Source organism: Streptomyces sp. PTL18 (genome assembly GCF_059510295.1).
Genome location: NZ_JCAJZO010000003.1, coordinates 1 through 21,719, shown reverse-complemented (window position 1 = coordinate 21,719; position 21,719 = coordinate 1). Strand labels below are relative to the sequence as shown.

The following is a 21,719-nucleotide window of genomic DNA, read 5'->3' as shown; positions in this document are numbered from 1 at the left end:
GCCGGGGGCACCGCACCCGCGCGGGCGGTCAGGCCGCCAGGCGCTCCGCCTCCGCGACCGCCTCGTGAAGCGTGTCGACCACCGGCACGCCGACCTGCTCGAGGCTGGCGCGGCTGTGGGAGCCCCCGGTGTACAGCACGGCCCGCGCCCCGACGTGGCGGGCGGCGACCGCGTCGTCGGCGGCGTCACCGATCACCACCGTGCGCGCCGGGTCCACGCCGCCGAGCGCCCGTATGTGCCGGACCATGTGCTCCGCCTTGCTGCCACCGGACGGTCCCGTGCGTCCCTGCACCCGTACGAAGTGCGCCTCGATCCCGAGCGCCCGGACCATCGGGACCAGTTCCTCATGCCCGTACATGCTCAGCAGCGACTGGCTACGGCCCGCCGACCGCCATCCCGCGAGCAGTTCCACCACACCCTCGGTGAGCCCGCAGCGGACGCGGTGCTCCGCGTAGTACCGGTGGAACACCTGGTCCATCAGCTGCCACTCGGTGTCCGTCGGCAGCCGCCCCATCAGCCGCTCGTAGAACCTCGGGACCGGCACGCAGTACAGCGCCCGGTACTGCTCCAGCGTGATCGGCTCCAGACCCAGCTCGGCGAACGCCGCGTTCGTCGCCCCGATGATCGCGTCGTTGTCGTGGAACAGCGTCCCGTTCCAGTCCCACACGATGTGCGCGCTTCCGTACGTCCCCATGCCATGAAAAGTACCCGGCGGCACTGACACTCACCGTGCCCGCACCCGGTGGCCGGCAGAACGCCCGCGAGGTCTCCGGAAGTCGGTCAGTCCGCGGAACGAGTTCGGTTCCTGGAACGAGGTCAGTCCGTGGAACCGAGCAGGTTCGGGATCTCCTGCGTGGCGTACCAGAGCAGCTCGTGGTCCTCGGCGCCGTCCACGACGAACTGCGCGTCGTCGTCCCCGCGATCGGCCGCCTCGAGTGCCTCCGCCGCCGCGGTCACGTCCGGCTCCGCGTCGGAGGCGTCGATGTGCACGGCGGCCGCCTTGGCCAGCGGCACGGGCCCGGCGACGCGCACCTCGCCGAGCGCCGCCGGGTCGAGGCCGCGGTCGGGATCCGTGATCGCCGCGCCGTCGGGGACGTCGGCCGCGACCACGACCCGTCGCCGCGCCGCCCCCCGGTCGGCCGCCAGCAGGCGCAGCGAGGCGAGCGCGGCCCGGCTCAGCGCCGCGTATTCCAGTTCCTCGATGTCGTCGGAGAGGTACCACTCGCGCAGCGCCGGTGTGACGGCGTAGGCGACGGTCTCTCCGGCGCACAGCTCGCCCGTCTTGTACGCCTCGGCGAGACCGGGGAGGGTCAGGGGGACGTAGACGCGCATGACGAGCCGCTTTCGTAGTCGGTCAGAGGTCACCTCAGGATACGTGCGGGCGTCCCCCTTCGGGTCCCGCCGGCGCCCCTTGGCGACGTCAACCGGGACCGGCGCGGCTCACCCTGTGAACCCGTGCAGCCCCCGGGACTTCGATCCACCTTTCACCTTGATAGGTGAACTCTCCGGTCCGGCCCTCGGGCTCCCGGCATCGTTGCGAGCCGGTCGCCCGCCCCGTACAAGATCCCCGAGAAGTTACCGACCGGTACTCACCGGCTTCGTGAAACGGGGATCCGCCATGCACAAGGTGATGACCAGGAACCAGGCGATCGACGGGAACCAGGCGATCAGCGGGAACCAGGCGATGTCCAGGAGGGCGCCCGCCCCGGGCGCCCGTCCGCCGGTCCGCCACGACACGCGCCGCCCGGGCCGCGCGCCGCGCCGTGCGGCACCGGGCCAGGGCCCGTCGCGGACGAGGACGCTCCAGCGGCCGTCCGCGACGCCGGGTGGTGCCGCGGCAGCGGGTGCCACGGCAGCGGGTGCCACGCCGGAGGCCACGTCGGCGGCCGCCGTATCGCCGCCCGGGCAGCCCGCCCACGGGCCGCTCAGGCCCGTGCCGCACGTCCGCCCCACGGACGTCTTCGCCGAGCGTCTGCTGTCCGTGCTGAGCGGTCAGCGCCCGGTGCACAGCATGCTCCGGCACACCGTCGGCCGGGCCTACGACGACCTGGCCCGGCTCGCCGAACGGGGCCCGCTGCGCACCCGCGGCACCCGTCCGGTCGTCCGCGACATCGGCTACTACGTCCCGCGCCCCGGCGCCGTCGAGGCCTTCGCCCGGATCGGCGCGGGAGACCAGCTCCGCGCGATGGCCTTCCGCCTGGAATGCGGCCGGGATCACCGCTGGCGCTGCACGGCGGTGGAACTGGGCGGGCCGCGGACACCGCGCGGAGAGGACGCGTGACGCACGAACAGGAGGGGCCGGACACCCACGGGTGCCCGGCCCCTCACCACGGGACGCTGCTACTTCTTGCGGCGCCGTCCGCCCTTCGCCTGCTTGCGGCGCTCGGCACGGGTCAGGCCGTCCGACTCCGAGCGGACCGACTCGTCGTCGCTGGTGAAGTCGCCCTCGACGATGCCACCCTCACCGTCCACGGTCGGTGCGGAGAAGTGCAGCCGCTCGCGGCGCTGCGGGGCCTCCAGGCCCTTGGCGCGGATCTCCGGGCGGGCCGCCTGGGCCGCCACGGCCTCCTCCTTCTCCAGGGAAGGCTGGGCGTCCTCGACGGGGACCTCCTCGACCTGCTGCTCGACCTGGACCTCCAGGTTGAACAGGTAGCCGACGGACTCCTCCTTGATGCCGTCCATCATGGCCTGGAACATGTCGAAGCCCTCGCGCTGGTACTCGACCAGCGGGTCCTTCTGCGCCATGGCGCGCAGGCCGATGCCCTCCTGGAGGTAGTCCATCTCGTAGAGGTGCTCGCGCCACTTGCGGTCCAGGACCGACAGCACGACCCGGCGCTCCAGCTCACGCATGATCTCGTCGCCGAGCTGCGCCTCACGCTGCTGGTACTGCTCGTGGATGTCGCCCTTGATGGACTCGGCGATGAACTCGGCGGTCAGACCGGCCCGGTCACCGGCCGCCTCCTCCAGCTCCTCGATGGTGACCTTCACCGGGTAGAGCTGCTTGAAGGCACCCCACAGCCGGTCCAGGTCCCAGTCCTCCGGGAAGCCCTCCTCGGTCTCCGCGGCGACGTAGGCGTCGATCGTGTCGTCCATGAAGTGCCTGACCTGCTCGTGCAGGTCCTCGCCCTCCAGGACGCGGCGCCGCTCGCCGTAGATGACCTCGCGCTGCCGGTTGAGGACCTCGTCGTACTTCAGGACGTTCTTGCGGGTCTCGAAGTTCTGCGTCTCGACCTGGGACTGGGCGGACGCGATCGCGCGCGTGACCATCTTGTTCTCGATCGGCACGTCGTCCGGGACGTTCGCCATCGACATCACGCGCTCGACCATCTGCGCCTTGAACAGCCGCATCAGGTCGTCACCGAGGGAGAGGTAGAAACGGGACTCGCCGGGGTCGCCCTGACGGCCGGAACGACCGCGCAGCTGGTTGTCGATACGGCGGGACTCGTGCCGCTCGGTGCCCAGCACGTACAGCCCGCCGAACGACTCGACCTCTTCCTTCTCGGCCTTGACCGCCGCCTCGGCCCGCTCCAGGGCGGCCGGCAGCGCCGCGGCCCACTCCTCGATGTGCTCCTCGGGGTCGAGCCCGCGCTGGCGCAGCTCGGCCTCGGCGAGGTCCTCGGGATTGCCGCCGAGCTTGATGTCCGTACCGCGGCCGGCCATGTTCGTGGCCACGGTCACGGCGCCCTTGCGGCCCGCCTGGGCGACGATCTGGGCCTCGCGCTCGTGGTGCTTGGCGTTCAGCACCTCGTGCTGGATGCCCCGCTTGCTGAGCTGCTGCGAGAGGTACTCCGACTTCTCGACCGAGGTGGTGCCGACCAGGATCGGCTGGCCCTTCTCGTGCTTCTCGGCGATGTCGTCGACGACCGCCTCGAACTTGGCGACCTCCGTGCGGTAGATCAGGTCCGACTGGTCCTTGCGGATCATCGGCTTGTTGGTGGGGATCGGGACCACGCCGAGCTTGTAGATCTGGTGGAACTCGGCGGCCTCGGTCATCGCCGTACCGGTCATGCCGGAGAGCTTGTTGTAGAGGCGGAAGAAGTTCTGCAGGGTGATCGTGGCGAGCGTCTGGTTCTCGTCCTTGATGTCCACCCCTTCCTTCGCCTCGATCGCCTGGTGCATGCCCTCGTTGTAGCGGCGGCCGGCGAGGATACGGCCCGTGTGCTCGTCGACGATCATGACCTCGCCGTCGATGACGACATAGTCCTTGTCGCGCTTGAAGAGCTCCTTGGCCTTGATGGCGTTGTTCAGGTAGCCCACCAGCGGGGTGTTCACCGACTCGTACAGGTTGTCGATGCCCAGCCAGTCCTCGACCTTGCTGACGCCGGACTCGTGGATGGCGACCGTGCGCTTCTTCTCGTCGACGTCGTAGTCGCCGGTCTCCTCGATGCCCTTGAGCGGGTTGCCCGCCTCGCCGCGCTTCAGGCGCGTCACCAGCTTGGCGAAGTCGCCGTACCACTTGGTGGCCTGGTCGGCGGGGCCGGAGATGATCAGCGGCGTACGGGCCTCGTCGATGAGGATGGAGTCGACCTCGTCCACAATGGCGAAGTTGTGGCCGCGCTGGACCAGCTCGTCCTTCGACCAGGCCATGTTGTCGCGCAGGTAGTCGAAGCCGAACTCGTTGTTCGTGCCGTACGTGATGTCGCACGCGTACTGCTCGCGGCGCTGGGCCGGGGTCATGTTGGCGAGGATGCAGCCGACGGAGAGGCCCAGGAACCGGTGGACGCGACCCATCATCTCGGAGTCGCGCTCGGCCAGGTAGTCGTTGACCGTGACGATGTGGACGCCGTCTCCGGAGATGGCGTTCAGATACGCGGGGAGCGTGCCGACCAGGGTCTTTCCCTCACCGGTCTTCATCTCGGCCACATAGCCCAGGTGCAGGGCGGCACCGCCCATCATCTGCACGTCGTAGTGCCGCTGGCCGAGCACGCGCTTGGCGGCCTCCCGGACGGTGGCGAAGGCCTCGGGGAGCAGGTCGTCGAGGCTCTCGCCGTCGGCGTACCGCTGCTTGTACTCATCGGTGAGGGCCCGCAGCTCGGCGTCGGAGAGGTCGACGAAGTCCTCTTCGATGGAGTTGACCTGGTCCGCGATGCGGTGCAGCTTGCGCAGGATCTTGCCTTCGCCTGCACGCATGATCTTCGAGAGGACGGACACGGGGGTTTGTCTCCTTGCCGGTCGGGCCTGGGACGGTCGGTTAAATGACAGCTTGAGCAACGGCCATCGTAAGCGAGGACCCCGCCGCACCGGGAGGTCTGCCGCCGACAGCCACTAGGACAACGGACGGGCGTGCCGGAAGGTGCCGCGTCCGTGCCACGAAAAGTAACCGGGAGCTCACGGGCCGCGAGGCAGGAGCGGACGACGGCGTGGCGGGTGCGGACACGGGCGGCCGCGACCCGGCGGACACGGGCGGCCGCGACCCGGCGGACACGGAAAAATCATGGCGACCGGGCGGGGGCCCGAGCAGAATCAAGCGATGGACCCCGTCACCCTGACCACCGAACGCCTCCTGCTGCGCACCGTGGGCCCCCAGGACACCGACGCGGTGTACGCGGCCGCCCAGGACCCCGACATCCAGCGCTGGACCACGATCCCGTCGCCGTATCTGCGTGAGCACGCGGAGGTGTTCGTCGAGCGGATCGCACCGGACGGCTGGGCGGACGCCTCCATGTTCACGTTCGGCGTCTTCCTTCCCTCCGGGGAGCTGGTGGGCATGCTCGGTCTGACCATGCGCTCGCCGGGCGTCGCCGAGGTCGGCTTCTGGACGGCGAAGGAGCACCGGGGCAACGGCTACATCACGGAGGCCACCCTCCGCGCGGCCCACTGGGCGTTCAACCGCCTGTCGGTCGACCGCGTGGAGTGGCGTGCCGAGGTCGGCAACGCGGGCTCGCGGGCGGTCGCGGAGCGTGCGGGCTTCACCGTCGAGGGCGTGCTGCGGTCCGCGATCGACAACAAGGGGGTGCGCCGGGACTGCTGGGTCGGCTCCCTGCTGCCCTCGGACGTGGGCCTGCCGTCGACGGCGGCGTATCTGCCGACGCCGGTGCCGGGGTCGTAGGCGCGGTCTTCCGCAGCTCGCCCCCTGTTGTCAGTACCGCCCCCTACGGTGTGACCATGCCGAGTCTCCCCCGCCCCACCGTGGAACTGACCGCCGACGAAGCCCGCCGTATCGCCCTGCGGGCACAGGGCTTCCTCGGTGCCCCCGACCGCAGGGCCGGCGTGCGTGGCCTGCTGCGCCGGCTCGGCGCCGTCCAGCTCGACACCATCTCGGTCCTGGCCCGCTCGCACGAACTCATTCCGTACGCTCGCTTCGGAGCCATAGGCCGCAAGGCGGTCGACTCGGCGTACTGGACGCCTTCGTCCGACGGCCGGTCCACGGCCGGGCCGCACGCGTTCGAGTACTGGTCGCACGCCGCCTGCGTCCTGCCCGTCGAGGAGTGGCCCCACTTCGCCTTCCGCCGCCGCGCCTACCGCTCCCGCCCGCACTGGAACCACACGCTCCCGGACGGGGTCTACGACCAGGTCATCAAGCAGCTGCGCGCCGAAGGCCCGCTGACGGCCACGGACCTGGGCGGCGCGAAGAACACCAGCGAGTGGTGGGACTGGTCCGGTACCAAGGTCGCGGTGGAGCGCGCGCTGATGTACGGAGAGGTGGTGTGCGTCGAGCGCCGCGGCTGGAAGCGGGTGTACGACCTGGCCGAGCGTGCCGTCCCCGAGGCGCTGTTGCACGACGGGCTGGACGACGCCGAGTGCCTGCGCCGCCTCGTCCGGCTCGCCGGGTGTTCCCTGGGCGTCGGCACGCGCGCGGACATCGCGGACTACCACCGTCTCAAGGGCGAACAGGTCGATTCCGTGATCGCGGACTCGGGCCTGGTCCCGGTGACGGTCGAGGGCTGGGGCAAGCCCGCATGGGCGGACCCGGAGGCGCTGCGGACCCCGCCGCGCGGCCGCCACCGGACGACGCTGCTGTCGCCGTTCGACTCGCTGATCTGGGAGCGGGCGCGCACGGAGCGGATCTTCGGCTTCACCCACCGCCTGGAGGCGTACGTCCCCAGGCACAAGCGGGTGTACGGCTACTTCGCGATGCCGGTACTGGCCGGCGGCCGGCTGGTCGGCCGGGTGGACCCCGCGCGCGAGGGCCGCACGCTGGTCGCCAGGCAGGTCACGCTGAGCGACGCGAAGGCGGTCCCGTCGGTGGCCCAGGCGCTGCGGGAGGCGGCGAGCTGGGTGGACTGCACTAACGTCCGCGTGGAGCGGGTGGACGCCGCGGAACTGCGCGAGCCGCTCGTCCGCGAGCTGGCCCGTGCCCTGGACTGATCCCTGACCGGTCCGGCCCCCTCGGCCGTCCCGCTATCGGATCTCGAGGATCTTCTCCCGCATCGCGTAGACCACGGCCTCCATCCTGGAGTGCAGCTGCAGCTTCTCGAGGATGTTGCGCACGTGGTTCTTCACGGTGTTCTCGGAGATGAACAGCTCCTTGGCGATGTCCCGGTTGTTCATTCCGGTGGCGACGAGCTTGAGGACCTCCAGCTCCCGGTCGGTGAGCCGCGGCGCGGGCACCAGCCGGCGCTCGTCGGTCTTCTGGATCATCGACTTGAACTCGGTGAGGAGCTTGGACGCCATGGAGGGGCTGATCTGCGACTGCCCGTCGGCGACCGCGCGAATGGCGGTGGCCACCTCGTCGGTGGAGATCTCCTTGAGGAGGTAACCCGTGGCGCCCGCCTTGATCGCCTCGTAGAGATCGGCCTCTTCGTCGCTGATCGTCAACATGATGATCTTGGCGCTGGGTGCCACCTCCTTGATGGAGGTGCACGCCTCGATGCCGCCCCGCTTGGGCATCCGCACGTCCATCAGCACGATGTCGGGCAGCAGATCGGCCGCCTTGTCGACCGCCTCCGCGCCGTCCCCGGCCTCTCCGACGACCTGGATGTCCTCCTCGGCCGCCAGCACGATCTCCAGTCCGCGGCGGAAGAGGGCGTGGTCGTCCACGACGAGAACGCGGATCGGCTCCTTGCGTGCAGACGCCGCCTCCGGGACCGTGTCGGCGGCGCCGTCGTCGGCATCCTCATCCTGCGTCGGTCCGAAGCTGTCCGCCATGTTCCTCCCCCTGAAGGCTGTGGCCTGTGGTCCTGAGCCATCGCCAACCCAAGGCACCGGCCCACCGGTTGAGCCGTTGCGGCCATGATTCCATGCCCGGGCGCCGGTCAGGTGACAGAGCGCGGCGTGAAGTGGTGGCACACCGGTGCCCCTGGGGGCGCATTGGCTCACCAGGGGCACCGGGTTTCAGCCATCACCCGGCGGGCTCAGCCGCCGAGCGTCCCGCCCGCGTCTGCCGACCGGGCCTCGGCCACCATCTGGTCGGTGCTGAGGTGGATGACCCCGTAGTCGTAGGCGTGCCGCCGGTAGACGACGCTGGGTTGCTTGGTCTCGGAGTCGACGAACAGATAGAAGTCGTGCCCGACCAACTCCATCTCGTAGAGCGCCTGGTCGAGCGACATCGGAGACGCGACGTGGGTCTTCTCGCGGACGACGAGGGGGCCTTCGCCCTTCACCTCGAGCGATCCGATCTTCTTGGTCGGTACGCCGTCCGATTCTTCTGCCGGTACCAGGCCGCCGTTGCCGTTCAGCGTCGCGGCACCCGGGACGTGGTCGGGCACCTCGGCTGCCGTGAGCCTGCGGACCCCGCGGCGGGTGTGGCGCTTGTCGTGCTGCTTGCGCAGCCGGGCCTCGAGTTTCTCCGCCGCCAGGTCGAGGGCCGCATACGGATCGCTTGCCGCGGCCTCTGCCCGGATCACCGGGCCTCGGGAGCGGAGGGTGATCTCCACACGTTCGCAGCGGTCGGCCTGTCGGGGGTTGGGCTCCTTGGACACCTCGACATCGAGGCTGATCACCTTGGCATCCAGCTTCTGGATCTTGTCCAGCTTCAGCTTCTCGGCCACGTGCTTCCGGAACCGCTCGGGCACCTCGGTCTTGCGGCCCTTGACGACGATGTCCACGCAGAACTCCGTTCCCGGATCGCTCCGCATCCTCGGCGGAGCATCTCCCTTGTGCACCAGGCTCCGGCGAATACCGGAACCTCGGACTCGGTGACGTCCACCTCCTCCTCCCCCGGGGGCGAGCTCTCCACCCCACCGCTACGGGTGATTGCAGAAAACCCGCAGCACGGCACTCGGACAAGGGAGGGACGGCCTGCGCCTTTCCCTCTCAACCGAACATATCTCGCCCGGACGGATGTCGTCACCCTTTACTGCGGCGTACCTCCGTTCAGGTGCATTGACCTGCTTATTACCTGCAACGAAGCAAGTTCGCGGTCAGTTCCGGTTCATTTCGAACGACTCCGGTGACGCGGCGACCACGGCCGCGCGGATGCCGTCCTGGAGGCCGTTCCCGGCGGCCGTCTCCCACGGCGCCCGGGGCCGGTGCGCCGGTGCCGTCGTCCGCATCGCTCTTCGTTCCTCCCTTGCTTCCCCTGCCTCTCCCGCATACACCTCCCTTTCCGCACCGCCGGCGGCCGCGAGCGCCGCCCGTACCGCCCGTGCCGCCTCCGTCAGTGAAGCGCCCGTCGTCATCAGGTCGTCGACGAGGACGATCCGCCCGCCGACCAGCAGCCGGGCGCTGCCGGCGGCCACCTCCAGGGCACCCGCGAGATTGCTCAGCCGCTGCTGGGAGCCGAGCCCTGCCTGGTCGGCCACGATCCGCCGCTGCCGCAGCACCGACGCCACTCCGGCCGCCGTCCCGGCCCGGCGCAGACGTCCCGCCGCCGCGAGCGCGATCCGCCGCGTCGGATCATGCCCTCGCGCCCGCACCGCCCGCCGCGCGGAGGGGACGGGCACGAGCAGCACGGGCCTGGGACCGCCGTCGGCGCGGGAGCCCGCCACACCACAGCCGGCCCGCACCGCCCCCGCCAGAGCCGTCCCCAGCGGTCCGGCCAGGGTCAGCGCGCCCCGTTCCTTGTGGGACAGGAGCGTGGCGCGGACCGGACCCTCGTAGGGCGCCGCCGCGTGCACCGGAGGCAGGCCCGCCGGCTCCGGCACCGGGCGCACCCGGCGTGGCACGGTGCCGTGGAGTGCCGCCCGGCACTGTGGGCAGAGCACCGTGCGCGGCCTGCCACAGCCGCCGCACTCGGCCGGCAGCACCAGGTCGGTGAGGTCCTGCCACCATCCCCGCATGGCGACCACTGTGCCAACGCCCGCAGCGGCCTGCCACCCCTGTGGAAATCTCCCTGTGGACGACCGGGTGGCAGTCGTCGAACGGCTGGAGGGCCCGCGCGGGCCGCGGGGCGTGGAGCGTCAGCCCGGGTAGACCGGCGCCGTCCCCTCCTTGACCACCTTCTGCCACTGCGCCCCGGCCGACAGCCGCACGATCCCGTCCTCCGAGTACGCCACCAGCGGCAGCCGCTCGTCCTCCGACGCCGCTATCTGCTTCACGCCGGTGAGCGAGGCGGGCGGGTTGCCCGCCGGCGTGGACCCGTCGACCTGCACGTACCGGATCTGCTGCACCCCGCCGGCCTCGCTGCCGACCACCACGAGCCGGCTGTCACCGGCCCACGACATGGCCGTGACCTCCTCCAGCTGCGGAGTCACCGAGTGCAGTCCCAGGATCGACACGGCAGGCTGCCCGTTCCCGCTGTCCCGCTCGATGTGCCCGATCCGCAGGGACGTCCTGTGGTCCTTCTCCACGATCAGCGCGATCCGTACACCGTCGGCCGCCACCCGGACGGCGTCGATCCGCCCGTCGAGCCCCGGTGTGCGCACCTCCACCGGCGTACCCGCGCCCTGCTGCAGCATCAACAGCCGCGGGTGCCCCGGATCACGGTCGGCCACCCACAGGTCGCCTGCGCCGTCCCAGCTCGGAGTCGTCAGCCGGTCGTCCTTCGACGCTCCGCCACTGCTCACCACGGCGTTCCCCAGCGGGGCGCCCGACGCCAGCGAGACCACATACAGGTACCGCCCGTCGGCCGAGACACCGGCAGCGGTGTCCTCGTCCCGCGAGACGGCGGCCGCGCGCAGCGACCTCTCTCCCTCGCCCAACGCGCCCGGCACCGGTTCGGGCTGCTTGGAGCCGCTGCCGCTGGGCAGACGGACCAGCCGCTGCCTGCCGTCGATGAAGTACTCGTAGTCGGGCGCCCGGCCCGTGCCGTGCGAGGCGACGGCCTCGACCCGGTCCCCGCTCAGCGCGCACAGCTTCGCGCCGTTCGACCCGCGCAGCTCCACCTGGCTCACGCCCGTGGGTGTCAGGTCCTGCAGGGTGAACAGCAGCTGCGCGGCCATCCGGTCGCACTGCGTCGCCCCGACCCGGTCGGCCTTGTCGTTGAGCGGCACCGTCAGTCTGTTCTGGTCGTCCGGCGACAGGGAGGTGACGTCCCTCCGCAGTGCCGTACCCGCCGGGAAGCTCGATGTCGCCACGGGGTCCAGCCAGCGGGTGGGGCCCTTCAGCAGCGCCCGGACCGTCGAGGTCACCGGGTCCACCTTGCTGCGGACGTACACCGGGTCGGCGACGGTGGTCTGCTGTCCGCCCTCCCCCGCGGGCACGTTCACCGCGTAGTAGTACTTGTTGACCGACACGTAGTTGCGCTGGAAGTCGGACTTGCCCATCACGACGCCCTGCGGCAGCGCGTCGATGCGCCACTGGCCGGTCTTCCTCACCAGCGTCAGGTGCACCGTCGCGCTGTACGTCCCCGAGTCCGGTGTGTACGCGTGCTGCTCGTCCACCGTCGCGAGCCTGGTGCCGGTCAGCGTGTACGTGTAGTCGTCGCCCGCCTCCCGGTTCGTGTGATCGGGCACCGTGTTCGGCCCGTCGGAGAGCACGGTGGTGGACGCGTCGGGGTCCCATCCGCGCGACGCGGCGGCCGTCAGGTACTTGTGCGCCGTCTCGTACTGCGGATCGTCGCTGGTCAGCGCCTCAAGGAAGCCCTGCACGATCTCCGCGGGCCCGGCGTTCTCCCGCGGCGGCATCGCGAAGACACGGACCTGCGCGTCCTGCCGGGGCGTCGACTCGACCCCCCGCAGATCCCCGCTGTCCGGCATGGAGGCGCACCCGGCCAGCAGTGCGGCACCACAGACGGCGTACACCCCCTTGAGCAGCGCACGCCGCCGACCGCCCCCCTCAGCGCCCACGAAACGCCTCCCCTTGCTCACGCTCGTCGGGTCCGCCGCCGCCCCGCGGCGGCTCCTGTGTTCTGTCGTCCGGGCGCGGTGCCCCGGCGGGGCGGGGCACCACGCGCGCCCCGTTGCCGGGCATCGCGGTCGGGTCAGCGGCCGGTGTCACGGCCGGCCGTGACGCGATCGGGTCACGTGCCGCCGCCCTGTCCCCGGTCGACTGCGCCGGCACGGTGGCACGCTTGCCGGAGCTTCCCTGCGGCAGTCCGGCGTCGCTGAGCCCGCGATTGCGCCGTGAGTCCAGCGGCTCCAGGGGTATCGGAGAGCCCCGGAGCGGCTCGTCCGCGGTCCGCGGCAGCGTCAGCCGGAACTGCGAACCCCCGCCCGGCTCGCCCCACGCCTGCAGCCACCCGCCGTGCAGCCGGGCGTCCTCCAGGGCGATCGACAGCCCCAGGCCCGTACCGCCGGTGGTACGCGCGCGTGCCGGGTCCGCCCGCCAGAAACGGCTGAACACCCGGGTCGCCTCTCCGGGCTTGAGCCCCACGCCGTGGTCGCGCACCGCGATCGCGACCGCGCCGCCCGCCGCGGCGAGCTTGACGATGACGTCCTTGCCCTCGCCGTGCTCCACCGCGTTGACGACCAGATTGCGCAGCACCCGCTCGACACGCCGGGCGTCCGCCTCGGCCACGACCGGCTGCTGGTCGCCGACCACGCGGATCTGCGTGCCCTTGCGCTCGGCGAGCGGCTCGGCCCCGCTCACCACCCGGCGCACGACGTCCCGCAGATCGATCGGCTCGGCCTCCAGCGCCGCCGCGCCCGCGTCGAACCGGCTGATCTCCAGCAGGTCCGCGAGCAGCGACTCGAACCGGTCCAGCTGGTCGGCGAGCAGCTCCGCCGACCGCGCGGTCACCGGGTCGAAGTCGGCGCGCGCCTCGTGGATGACGTCGGCCGCCATCCGTACGGTCGTCAGCGGCGTCCTCAGCTCGTGCGACACGTCCGACACGAACCGCCGCTGCATCCGCGACAGGTCCTCCAGCTGCTGGATCTTCAGCTGCAGGTTCTGCGCCATCTTGTTGAAGGCCTCGCCCAGGCGCGCGATGTCGTCCTCACCGGTGACCTTCATACGCTCCTGCAGGCGCCCGGCGGACAGCCGTTCGGCGATGCCCGCGGCCATCCGCACCGGGGTGACGACCTGGCGAACCACGAGCCAGGCGATGGCGCCGAGGAGGACCACGACGAACAACCCCGCGGTGGCGAGCGTTCCCTTGACCAGGCTGAGGGACTTCTCCTCCTGGGTGAGCGGGAAGAGGTAGTACAGCTGGTACGGATCGCCGTTCGGGTCGTTGACCTGCTTGCCGATGATCAGCGCGGGCTGCGGCGCCCGGTCGCCGTCGGTGTAGACGATGCGGGTGTAGCTCTGCGCCACGCCCATGCCGGCGTCTACGCGCTTGCGCAGGTCCTCCGGCACGCTCTGGCTCGGGTCCACCTTGCCCGACGCGCGCGGCCCGAGGCCGCGGTAGTCGTTGTCCGCGGCTGTGGTGCTGAGCGTGACCACGTCGAAGGCCCCCTGGCCACCGCTGGACAGGGACTCGACGAGGTCGCTCATCCACCCGCTGACGTTCTGCACCGGGTTGTTGCCCGCGCCGGAGTTGTCGTTGCCGTCACTCGCGCTGGCCGCGCTGTCGGCCCTCTGCCCGGCGACGGTGAACCCGCCGACGGCCTGGCTCTGCGACGCCTTCACCTTGGCGTCCAGCAGGCCGTTGCGGACCTGCCCGATGACGACGAAGCCCAGCAGCAGCACCACGCCCAGCGACATCAGCAGGGTCGTGACGACGATCCGCAGCTGGATGTTCCGCCGCCACAGCCGCATCATCGGCAGCAGCGGGCGGCGCACCCAGCGCATGACCAGCCGGAGGACCGGGCTGCCGTGGACTCCACCCTGGAGCAGCCCGCCCTCGAACAACCCTTCCCACCCGGAGCGCGTCGTCCGCCGACCGACAGGCCGCCCCGGGCGGGCGCCGGGCCGGCCGGGCGCCGAAGCGGCACTGTCCTGCGTCATGTCAGCTCGGCCCGGCCTTGTAGCCGACGCCACGGACGGTCACCACGATCTCCGGCTTCTCCGGGTCCTTCTCGACCTTCGAGCGCAGCCGCTGGACGTGCACGTTCACCAGGCGGGTGTCCGCCGCGTGACGGTAGCCCCACACCTGCTCCAGCAGGACCTCACGGGTGAACACCTGCCACGGCTTGCGCGCCAGCGCCACCAGCAGGTCGAACTCCAGCGGGGTCAGCGCGATCGACTGCCCGTCACGCTTCACCGAGTGACCGGCCACGTCGATGACGAGGTCGCCGATGGCGAGCTGCTCCGGCGCCGGCTCCTCCGACCTGCGCAGCCGCGCCCGGATACGCGCCACCAACTCCTTCGGCTTGAACGGCTTCACGATGTAGTCGTCCGCGCCGGACTCGAGGCCCACCACCACGTCCACGGTGTCGCTCTTGGCGGTGAGCATCACGATCGGCACACCGGACTCCGCCCTGATCAGACGGCAGACCTCGATGCCGTCCCGGCCCGGCAGCATCAGGTCGAGCAGCACAAGGTCGGGCTTGGTCTCACGGAAGGCGGCCAGCGCCTTGTCACCGTCGGCTACGAAAGACGGCTCAAAACCTTCACCACGCAGCACGATGCCGAGCATCTCGGCCAGTGCGGTGTCGTCGTCGACGACAAGGACTCGTCCCTTCATGGACCACATCATCCCATTAACTAAATCGTTACCTGGCGTGACCTGTCACACAGCGCAGCGAGTGAATCGGCCGTCACAGGCGACGCGACGCCCTCCTCGGTGACAATCGCCGTCACCAGCTCCGGAGGTGTCACGTCGAACGCCGGGTTGTACGCCTGGGTCCCGAGGGGTGCCACAGGTATCCCGCCTCCCGCTTCCGCTCCCGCCACCGGCACCTGAGGTGCGGTGAACTCCGTCACCTCGTGTCCGGGCCGTTGCTCGACCTCGATGGACGCCCCGTCCGGTGTCTCCGGATCCACCGTCGTCACCGGCGCCACCACGATGAACGGCACGTGGTGGTACCGGGCCAGCACAGCGAGCGGGTAGCTCCCCACCTTGTTCGCGACCGAGCCGTCGGCCGCGATCCGGTCCGCCCCGATGAGTACCGCGTCCACCTCGCCCGCGGCGAACAGCGAGCCCGCCGCATTGTCCGTGAGCAAGGTGTACGCCATCCCGTTGCGAGCCGCCTCGTACGCCGTCAGACGAGCACCCTGCAGCAACGGGCGCGTCTCGTCCACCCACAGCCTGCGCAGCCGCCCCACCCGGTGAGCGGCCAGCGCCACCGCGAACGCCGTGCCCTCCCCGCCGGACACCAGCGCGCCGGTGTTGCAGTGCGTGAGCAGACGATGCCCGCCGCCGGGGAGCAGCTCGTCCAGCAGCGCCAGGCCGTGCCGCGCCATCCGCGTGCCGGCCTCGGCATCCTCACGGTGCAGCGCCCGCGCCGCGCCGAGGGCCGCCTCGGCGGCCTGCCGCAGGTCGCCGCCGTCGGCGAGCGCGGCCCGGTACGCGGCCTGGGCCCTGCGCACGCCCACGGCGAGGTTCACCGCGGTGGGCCGGGCGCCCGCGAGCGCGGCGGCGGCATCGTCCACGTCGAAACCGCGCGCGGCGGCGAGCGCGACCCCGTACGCTCCGGCGATGCCGAGCAGCGGTGCCCCGCGCACGGCGAGCGTGCGGATCGCGTCCACGAGCGCGGGCGCGTCCGTGCACACGAGCTCCACCTCCTCCGCCGGCAGCCTTCTCTGGTCGAGAAGTGCCAGTACGGGGCCTTCGGGCGGCTCGTCCCAGCGGATCGCCGGTATCCCAGCCGCCTTGTCTTCCTCGCCGGATCGCGCGTACTGATCAGCCATGCGGTCAGTCTGCCCCGTACCGCGCCGACTATTGAAGGCGTGCGCGCACCACCCCTGGTCCCCCGGCGGACGCAGCGTGGCACGATGTCTGCCAACCCGCGGCCGCGACGGCGGACGGGCACCGTGAAGGAGCGACGATGAACGACACTCCGGGCTGGGCCTCGCCCGGATCTGCCCCCTCCGACGGGCAGCAGCCGGGCGCCTCCGGCGCGCAGCCCCCGGAGCCGCCTTCGGACCGGAGCGGTACCGATCGGCCGCAGCCGCCGGGCAAGTGGTCCAAGGAGCAGCCCCCGCCCGAACAGTGGACCGCTCCTCAGCCTCCTCAGGGCCCCGGCCAGGTCCCGCCACCGCCTCCTCCCGGCCCGGGCTGGGGTGCCCGCCCCTCCGCTGCTCCCGGCGGCTGGGGTGCCCCACAGCAGGGCTTCGGCGGCTCCGGAACCTGGGGCGGTGCCTGGGGTCCGCCGCCCGCGGCGAAGCCCGGTGTCATCCCGCTGCGCCCGCTCGGCGTCGGCGAGATCCTCGACGGCGCGGTCTCCACGATGCGCACCTACTGGCGCACGGTCCTCGGCATCTCGCTGACCGTCGCGGTCGTCACGGAGACCGTCGTCGTCCTGCTGCAGGGCCTCGTCCTGAACGACACCACCGCCACGAACACCTTCAACGACCCCGGCGCCTCCGCGACCGAGGTCAGCCGCGCCCTGGGCGACGCGCTGCTGGGCTCCGCCGTGGTCCTGCTGTTGGTACTGCTCGGCACCATCGTCGCCACGGCCCTGCTCACCGCCGTCACCAGCAGGGCGGTGCTCGGCAGGCCGGTGACCGCCGCCGAGGCCTGGCGCGACGCCCGCCCGCAGCTTGCGCGGCTCGGCGGGCTGACGATCCTGCTGCCGCTCATGGCCATGGCGATCGTCGCCGCGGGCACACTGCCCGGCGTCCTCATCGCCTGGTCCGGGTCCACCGCGGCGGGCGTGTCGCTGGCCGTCCTCGGCGGCCTGGGCACCGGTGTCGTCGCTCTGTGGATCATGATCCGTTTCTCGCTCGCGTCGCCCGCGCTGATGCTGGAGAAGCAGAGCATCCGCAAGGCCATGAGCCGCTCCGCGAAGCTGGTGCGCGGATCGTGGTGGCGGGTCTTCGGCATCCAGCTGCTCGGACAGCTCATCGCGAGCATCGTGGCGTCGATCGTCGTGATCCCCTTCGCCTTCCTCGCCGGGGTGCTCAGCGGTGACGGCCTCGGCAGCCTCATGGGCGGCTCCACCGGCAGCCCCGGCTGGGCGTTCCTCATCATCAGCGGGCTCGGCTCGGTCATCGGGCGCATGATCACGTTCCCGATCACCGCGGGCGTCACCGTGCTGCTCTACGTCGACCAGCGCATCCGCCGGGAGGCCCTCGACCTCGAGCTGGCTCGCGCCGCCGGCCTGGAGGGCTACGGCTCCGACGTCCCCGGCACCACCGCGGGGGGCTGAGAGGGTGAGGCCGACGGGGGGAGCACTGAGAGCCGCACCGGTGCTGTGGCGCTCGGACGACGGGCCACCGGTCACGATCCCGCGCGACCCCGCGCGGGAGGCGGCCCGGCGTGAGCTGTCCAAACAGATGTACCACGAGCACGATCCGGGCCTGCTGCAGCGCGCCCTGAACGCCTTCTGGGACTGGCTCGACCGGCTCTTCGGCGAGGCCGCCACCGCGACGCCCGGCGGCTCCGTCGGCCTCCTCGTCATCGTGGTGGTGGTCCTGGCACTGGTTGTGGCCCTGTGGTGGCGTCTGGGCACCCCCCGCCGCATGCACACCTCGTCCGCGACGCTCTTCGACGACCGCCCCCGCAGCGCCGCCGAACACCGCGCGGCCTCCGAGGCGCACGCCGCCCAGGGCCACTGGAACCAGGCCGTCCAGGAACGCATGCGCGCCGTCGTCCGCTCCCTGGAGGAACGCGCCCTCCTGGACACCCGCCCGGGCAGGACCGCCGACGAGGCGGCCTCCGAGGCCGGCCGCGTCCTCCCCGACCACGCGGACCGGCTGCGCGCCGCCGCCCGGGACTTCGACGACGTCACATACGGCGGCCGCCCCGCGGGCGAAGCAACGTACCGCCGGCTCGCCGCCCTCGACGACGACCTGGAGCGCGCCAAACCCCACCTCGCCACCAGCGCCCTGCACGCGGCCCACGACACCCGCCAGGGAGCCGCCGGATGACCACCGAGGCGACACTCGCGCCCACGTCGGCCTCGCCCACCGTGCGCCAGGTGTGGACCCGGACACGCGGTGTCCTGCTCGCCGTCGTAGTCCTGCTGATCGGCGCCGTCGTGATCGCCGTGATCCGGTCCGGCGACCGCCACGGCCGCCTCGACCCGCGTTCCGCCGACCCCTCCGGCAGCCACGCCGTCGCCCGGCTCCTCTCCGACCGGGGCGTGTCCACGCGCGTGGTCACCACCCTCGACCAGGCGCGCACCGCTGTCGGCACCGACACCACGCTTCTGGTCGCCGCACCGGACGAGTTGACGCACCGCCAGCAGAGCCTGCTGCACCAGGCGACGCAGAACTCCGGGGGCCGCACGATCCTCGTCGCCCCCGAGACGTCCACCGCAACGCTCGCTCCCGGCGTCTCCGTCGACCCCGACCCCGGCTTCGCATCGACACTGGCCCCCGTCTGTGAACTTCCCGCGGCCAGGCGGGCGGGCACCGCCGACACCGGCGGGGTCCGCTACCGCACGGGCGCCACCCGCGCCGACAGCTGCTACCCCAGCGACGGCCTGCCCACGCTGGTGCGCATCCCGGCCGCATCCGGGACCGGCGACACCCTCGTTCTCGGCGCGCCCGACATCCTCTACAACAACCGTCTCGACGAGCAGGGCAACGCCTCGCTCGCTCTGCAACTGCTCGGTTCGCGCTCCCACTTGGTCTGGTACCTCCCCTCGCTCTCCGACACCTCGGCCACCGGCTCGGGCGGCCAGAGCCTCCTCGACCTGCTTCCCTCGGGCTGGCTGTGGGGTACGCTCCAGCTTTTCGCCGCCGCGGCCCTGGCCGCCCTGTGGCGGGCACGCCGATTCGGCCCCCTCGTCCCCGAAAAACTCCCCGTCGCGATCCGCGCCTCCGAAACCGTCGAAGGCCGCGCCCGCCTCTACCGCAAGGCCGACGCCCGCGATCGCGCGGCCGCCGCTCTGCGCTCCACCACCCGCACCCGTCTCGCCCCCCTCGCAGGCGTCCCCCTCGCCCAGGCGCACACGCCCGAGGCCCTGCTCCCCGCGCTGTCCGCCCACCTCCACGGCGACGGACAGTCCCTGCACTCTCTTCTCTTCGGCCCGCCGCCCGGCGACGACGCGGCCCTGATCGCCCTCGCCGACCAACTCGACGCCCTCGAAAGAGAGGTACGCCGTCCATGATGGACCCGACCACTGACAACGCCGGGACCGCCGGGGATCCGGGCGCAGCCCGCGCCTCCCTGGAGGCGCTGCGCGCCGAGATCGCCAAGGCCGTGGTCGGCCAGGACCCCGCCGTCACCGGTCTCGTCGTCGCCCTCCTGTGCCGTGGACACGTCCTGCTGGAAGGGGTCCCCGGCGTCGCCAAGACCCTGCTCGTCCGGGCGCTCGCCTCGGCGCTCGAACTCGACACCAAGCGCGTCCAGTTCACGCCGGACCTGATGCCGAGCGACGTGACCGGTTCTCTCGTCTACGACGCCCGCACAGCCGAGTTCTCCTTCCAGCCCGGACCGGTCTTCACCAACCTCCTCCTCGCGGACGAGATCAACCGGACCCCGCCCAAGACCCAGTCGTCCCTCCTGGAGGCCATGGAGGAGCGCCAGGTCACGGTCGACGGCAGTCCACGCCCGCTCCCCGAGCCGTTCCTGGTCGCCGCGACACAGAACCCGGTCGAGTACGAGGGGACGTACCCCCTCCCCGAGGCACAACTGGACCGCTTCCTCCTCAAACTGACGATCCCTCTGCCGTCCCGCCAGGACGAGATCGACGTCCTCACCCGCCACGCCGCCGGCTTCGACCCTCGCGACCTGCGCGCCGCCGGCGTACGCCCCGTGGCGAGCGCCGCGGACCTCGAGGCCGCACGCGCCGCCGTCGCCAAGACGACCGTTTCCCCCGAGATCACCGCCTACGTCGTGGACCTCTGCCGGGCCACCCGCGAATCTCCGTCCCTGGCGCTCGGTGTGTCACCACGCGGTGCCACGGCCCTGCTCGCCACTTCCCGGGCATGGGCCTGGCTGACGGGCCGTGACTACGTCATTCCCGACGACGTGAAGGCACTCGCCCTCCCGGCCCTCCGTCACCGGGTCCAGCTCCGCCCCGAGGCGGAGATGGAAGGAGTGACCACCGACTCGGTCATCAACGCGATCCTCGCCCACGTCCCCGTTCCCCGCTGATGGCGCTCACCGGACGCGCCGCGCTCCTCGCGGCACTCGGCAGCCTCCCCGTCGGCATCTGGGATCCCGGCTGGACGGGAATCCTCGCCGTCAACGGCACCCTCGCACTGGCGTGCGCCTGCGACTTCGCACTGGCCGCGCCGGTGCGCCGACTTGGCCTGACCCGTTCCGGCGACACATCCGTACGCCTGGGCGAAACGGCCGACGTGACGCTCACGGTCACCAACCCGTCAGGCCGGCCGCTGCGCGCTCACCTACGCGACGCCTGGCCGCCCAGCAGCTGGCAGTCCGGAACCGAAGTGGCCGCCTCGCGCCACGACCTGACGGTTCCTCCGGGCGAGCGGCGTCGTATGACGACCCGTCTGAGCCCCACGCGCCGAGGGGACCGCCGAGCCGACCGCGTCACGATCCGTTCGTACGGACCGCTCGGTCTCTTCTCCCGCCAAGGCACTCACAAGGTCCCCTGGACGGTCCGGGTTCTGCCTCCCTTCACCAGCCGCAAGCACCTTCCCGCCAAACTGGCCCGGCTGCGGGAACTCGACGGCCGCACCAGCGTGCTGACGCGCGGCGAGGGCACGGAGTTCGACAGCCTGCGCGAGTACGTCCCCGGAGACGACACCCGCTCCATCGACTGGCGCGCCACGGCACGGCAGAACTCCGTCGCCGTACGCACCTGGCGTCCGGAACGCGACCGCCACATCCTCCTGGTCCTGGACACGGGCCGCACCTCCGCCGGCCGGGTCGGTGACTCCCCGCGCCTGGACGCCTCCATGGACGCCGCGCTGCTGCTGGGCGCGCTGGCGAGCCGTGCGGGAGACCGCGTGGATCTGCTCGCCTACGACCGCCGGGTGCGTGCTCTGGTCCAGGGACGCGCCGCCGGCGATGTCCTGCCGTCCCTGGTCAGCGCGATGGCGGCGCTGGAGCCGGTGCTGGTGGAAACGGATGCACGCGGTCTTACGGCCACGGCACTCCGTACGGCGCCCCGACGGTCGTTGGTCGTCCTGCTCACCACGCTGGACACGGCCCCCATCGAGGAGGGACTCCTCCCGGTGCTGCCCCAGCTCACTCAGCGCCATACGGTGCTGCTGGCGTCGGTGGCCGACCCGCACGTCGCCCGCATGGCGACGGCGCGGGGCAGCACGGACGCGGTGTACGAGGCCGCTGCAGCCGCCCAGGCCCATGCGGAGCGGACACAGATGGCGGAGAAGCTGCGGCGTCATGGGGTGACGGTTGTGGACGCGACGCCGGAGGATCTGGCGCCGGCGTTGGCGGACGCCTACTTGGCGTTGAAGGCAGCGGGGCGGCTCTGAGTCACGCGGCTCTGAGTCATGGCGTCGGGCCGCCCCTAAACGCAGAAAACCCCCGTGCG

The 21,719-nt window shown here is 71.7% G+C and carries 18 protein-coding genes; 8 read left to right on the top strand and 10 right to left on the bottom strand.

Going from position 1 to position 21,719, the window contains the following annotated elements:
• Positions 1-28: 28 nt before the first annotated feature.
• Positions 29-694 carry an HAD family hydrolase gene (locus tag AC5WS8_RS07130; RefSeq protein WP_496102443.1) on the bottom strand — a complete coding sequence of 222 codons (666 nt, stop codon included), beginning with the start codon at positions 692-694 and terminating at the stop codon, positions 29-31.
• A gap of 122 nt (positions 695-816) precedes the next feature.
• A complete protein-coding gene (locus tag AC5WS8_RS07125) occupies positions 817-1,332 on the bottom strand; it encodes a DUF6912 family protein (protein WP_496102778.1) in 516 nt (171 codons plus the stop codon).
• 298 nt (positions 1,333-1,630) lie between these two features.
• Here AC5WS8_RS07125 and AC5WS8_RS07120 point away from each other — a divergent pair, with 298 nt between their 5' ends.
• Positions 1,631-2,281 (top strand): Rv3235 family protein, encoded by a 651-nt coding sequence (locus AC5WS8_RS07120; RefSeq protein WP_496102442.1) that lies wholly within the window; start codon positions 1,631-1,633, stop codon positions 2,279-2,281.
• Between the two features lie 59 nt (positions 2,282-2,340).
• Here AC5WS8_RS07120 and secA read toward each other — a convergent pair whose 3' ends face one another.
• Positions 2,341-5,151, bottom strand: coding sequence for a preprotein translocase subunit SecA (gene secA, locus AC5WS8_RS07115; protein ID WP_496102441.1), 2,811 nt, complete (start codon positions 5,149-5,151; stop codon positions 2,341-2,343).
• A gap of 319 nt (positions 5,152-5,470) precedes the next feature.
• Between secA and AC5WS8_RS07110 the strand changes: the two genes are divergently transcribed.
• Together AC5WS8_RS07110 and AC5WS8_RS07105 are read left to right on the top strand one after the other, a co-directional pair.
• Positions 5,471-6,049, top strand: a complete 579-nt coding sequence (locus AC5WS8_RS07110; protein WP_496102440.1) for a GNAT family N-acetyltransferase — start codon at positions 5,471-5,473, stop codon at positions 6,047-6,049.
• Between the two features lie 56 nt (positions 6,050-6,105).
• On the top strand, positions 6,106-7,308 hold the full coding sequence (locus AC5WS8_RS07105) for a winged helix-turn-helix domain-containing protein (protein WP_496102439.1): 1,203 nt from the start codon (positions 6,106-6,108) through the stop codon (positions 7,306-7,308).
• A gap of 33 nt (positions 7,309-7,341) precedes the next feature.
• Here the strand turns inward: AC5WS8_RS07105 and AC5WS8_RS07100 are convergent, their stop codons facing one another.
• The 7 genes from AC5WS8_RS07100 to mtnA form a co-directional block, all read right to left on the bottom strand.
• On the bottom strand, positions 7,342-8,088 hold the full coding sequence (locus tag AC5WS8_RS07100; protein WP_496102438.1) for a response regulator: 747 nt from the start codon (positions 8,086-8,088) through the stop codon (positions 7,342-7,344).
• 206 nt (positions 8,089-8,294) lie between these two features.
• Complete coding sequence (hpf, locus tag AC5WS8_RS07095; RefSeq protein WP_496102437.1) at positions 8,295-8,987, bottom strand: ribosome hibernation-promoting factor, HPF/YfiA family; 693 nt, start codon at positions 8,985-8,987, stop codon at positions 8,295-8,297.
• Positions 8,988-9,302: 315 nt separating this feature from the next.
• Complete coding sequence (locus AC5WS8_RS07090) at positions 9,303-10,160, bottom strand: ComF family protein (RefSeq protein WP_496102436.1); 858 nt, start codon at positions 10,158-10,160, stop codon at positions 9,303-9,305.
• Between the two features lie 120 nt (positions 10,161-10,280).
• Positions 10,281-12,107, bottom strand: a complete 1,827-nt coding sequence (locus AC5WS8_RS07085) for an LpqB family beta-propeller domain-containing protein (RefSeq protein ID WP_496102435.1) — start codon at positions 12,105-12,107, stop codon at positions 10,281-10,283.
• A complete protein-coding gene (mtrB, locus tag AC5WS8_RS07080; protein WP_496102434.1) occupies positions 12,097-14,148 on the bottom strand; it encodes an MtrAB system histidine kinase MtrB in 2,052 nt (683 codons plus the stop codon). Before mtrB ends, AC5WS8_RS07085 begins: the two co-directional genes overlap by 11 nt.
• A gap of 1 nt (position 14,149) precedes the next feature.
• On the bottom strand, positions 14,150-14,839 hold the full coding sequence (mtrA, locus tag AC5WS8_RS07075) for a two-component system response regulator MtrA (RefSeq protein ID WP_200417736.1): 690 nt from the start codon (positions 14,837-14,839) through the stop codon (positions 14,150-14,152).
• A gap of 8 nt (positions 14,840-14,847) precedes the next feature.
• Positions 14,848-15,993 (bottom strand): S-methyl-5-thioribose-1-phosphate isomerase, encoded by a 1,146-nt coding sequence (mtnA, locus tag AC5WS8_RS07070; protein WP_496102433.1) that lies wholly within the window; start codon positions 15,991-15,993, stop codon positions 14,848-14,850.
• A 137-nt stretch (positions 15,994-16,130) separates the two neighbouring features.
• Between mtnA and AC5WS8_RS07065 the strand changes: the two genes are divergently transcribed.
• From AC5WS8_RS07065 to AC5WS8_RS07045, 5 genes are read left to right on the top strand one after another with little or no spacing between them, the layout of a single operon-like run.
• The gene (locus AC5WS8_RS07065) at positions 16,131-17,453 is read left to right on the top strand and encodes a glycerophosphoryl diester phosphodiesterase membrane domain-containing protein (protein WP_496102432.1); all 1,323 of its coding nucleotides are present in this window, start codon (positions 16,131-16,133) and stop codon (positions 17,451-17,453) included.
• Positions 17,454-17,457: 4 nt separating this feature from the next.
• Entirely contained in the window at positions 17,458-18,174 is a 717-nt protein-coding gene (locus tag AC5WS8_RS07060) for a DUF4129 domain-containing protein (protein WP_496102431.1), read from the top strand.
• Complete coding sequence (locus tag AC5WS8_RS07055; RefSeq protein WP_496102430.1) at positions 18,171-19,361, top strand: DUF4350 domain-containing protein; 1,191 nt, start codon at positions 18,171-18,173, stop codon at positions 19,359-19,361. The genes AC5WS8_RS07060 and AC5WS8_RS07055 overlap by 4 nt, the downstream gene beginning before the upstream one ends.
• Positions 19,361-20,350 (top strand): AAA family ATPase, encoded by a 990-nt coding sequence (locus AC5WS8_RS07050; protein WP_496102429.1) that lies wholly within the window; start codon positions 19,361-19,363, stop codon positions 20,348-20,350. Before AC5WS8_RS07055 ends, AC5WS8_RS07050 begins: the two co-directional genes overlap by 1 nt.
• The gene (locus tag AC5WS8_RS07045; protein WP_496102428.1) at positions 20,350-21,660 is read left to right on the top strand and encodes a DUF58 domain-containing protein; all 1,311 of its coding nucleotides are present in this window, start codon (positions 20,350-20,352) and stop codon (positions 21,658-21,660) included. The genes AC5WS8_RS07050 and AC5WS8_RS07045 overlap by 1 nt, the downstream gene beginning before the upstream one ends.
• Positions 21,661-21,719 lie beyond the last annotated feature (59 nt).

Coding starts and splice junctions, on each gene's coding strand:
- AC5WS8_RS07130 (WP_496102443.1), bottom strand. CDS start 694: ATGGGGACGTACGGAAGCGCGCACATCGTGTGGGACTGGAACGGGACG.
- AC5WS8_RS07125 (WP_496102778.1), bottom strand. CDS start 1,332: ATGCGCGTCTACGTCCCCCTGACCCTCCCCGGTCTCGCCGAGGCGTAC.
- AC5WS8_RS07120 (WP_496102442.1), top strand. CDS start 1,631: ATGACCAGGAACCAGGCGATCGACGGGAACCAGGCGATCAGCGGGAAC.
- AC5WS8_RS07110 (WP_496102440.1), top strand. CDS start 5,471: ATGGACCCCGTCACCCTGACCACCGAACGCCTCCTGCTGCGCACCGTG.
- AC5WS8_RS07105 (WP_496102439.1), top strand. CDS start 6,106: ATGCCGAGTCTCCCCCGCCCCACCGTGGAACTGACCGCCGACGAAGCC.
- AC5WS8_RS07100 (WP_496102438.1), bottom strand. CDS start 8,088: ATGGCGGACAGCTTCGGACCGACGCAGGATGAGGATGCCGACGACGGC.
- AC5WS8_RS07090 (WP_496102436.1), bottom strand. CDS start 10,160: ATGCGGGGATGGTGGCAGGACCTCACCGACCTGGTGCTGCCGGCCGAG.
- mtrB (WP_496102434.1), bottom strand. CDS start 14,148: ATGACGCAGGACAGTGCCGCTTCGGCGCCCGGCCGGCCCGGCGCCCGC.
- mtrA (WP_200417736.1), bottom strand. CDS start 14,839: ATGATGTGGTCCATGAAGGGACGAGTCCTTGTCGTCGACGACGACACC.
- mtnA (WP_496102433.1), bottom strand. CDS start 15,993: ATGGCTGATCAGTACGCGCGATCCGGCGAGGAAGACAAGGCGGCTGGG.
- AC5WS8_RS07065 (WP_496102432.1), top strand. CDS start 16,131: ATGAACGACACTCCGGGCTGGGCCTCGCCCGGATCTGCCCCCTCCGAC.
- AC5WS8_RS07055 (WP_496102430.1), top strand. CDS start 18,171: ATGACCACCGAGGCGACACTCGCGCCCACGTCGGCCTCGCCCACCGTG.
- AC5WS8_RS07050 (WP_496102429.1), top strand. CDS start 19,361: ATGGACCCGACCACTGACAACGCCGGGACCGCCGGGGATCCGGGCGCA.
- AC5WS8_RS07045 (WP_496102428.1), top strand. CDS start 20,350: ATGGCGCTCACCGGACGCGCCGCGCTCCTCGCGGCACTCGGCAGCCTC.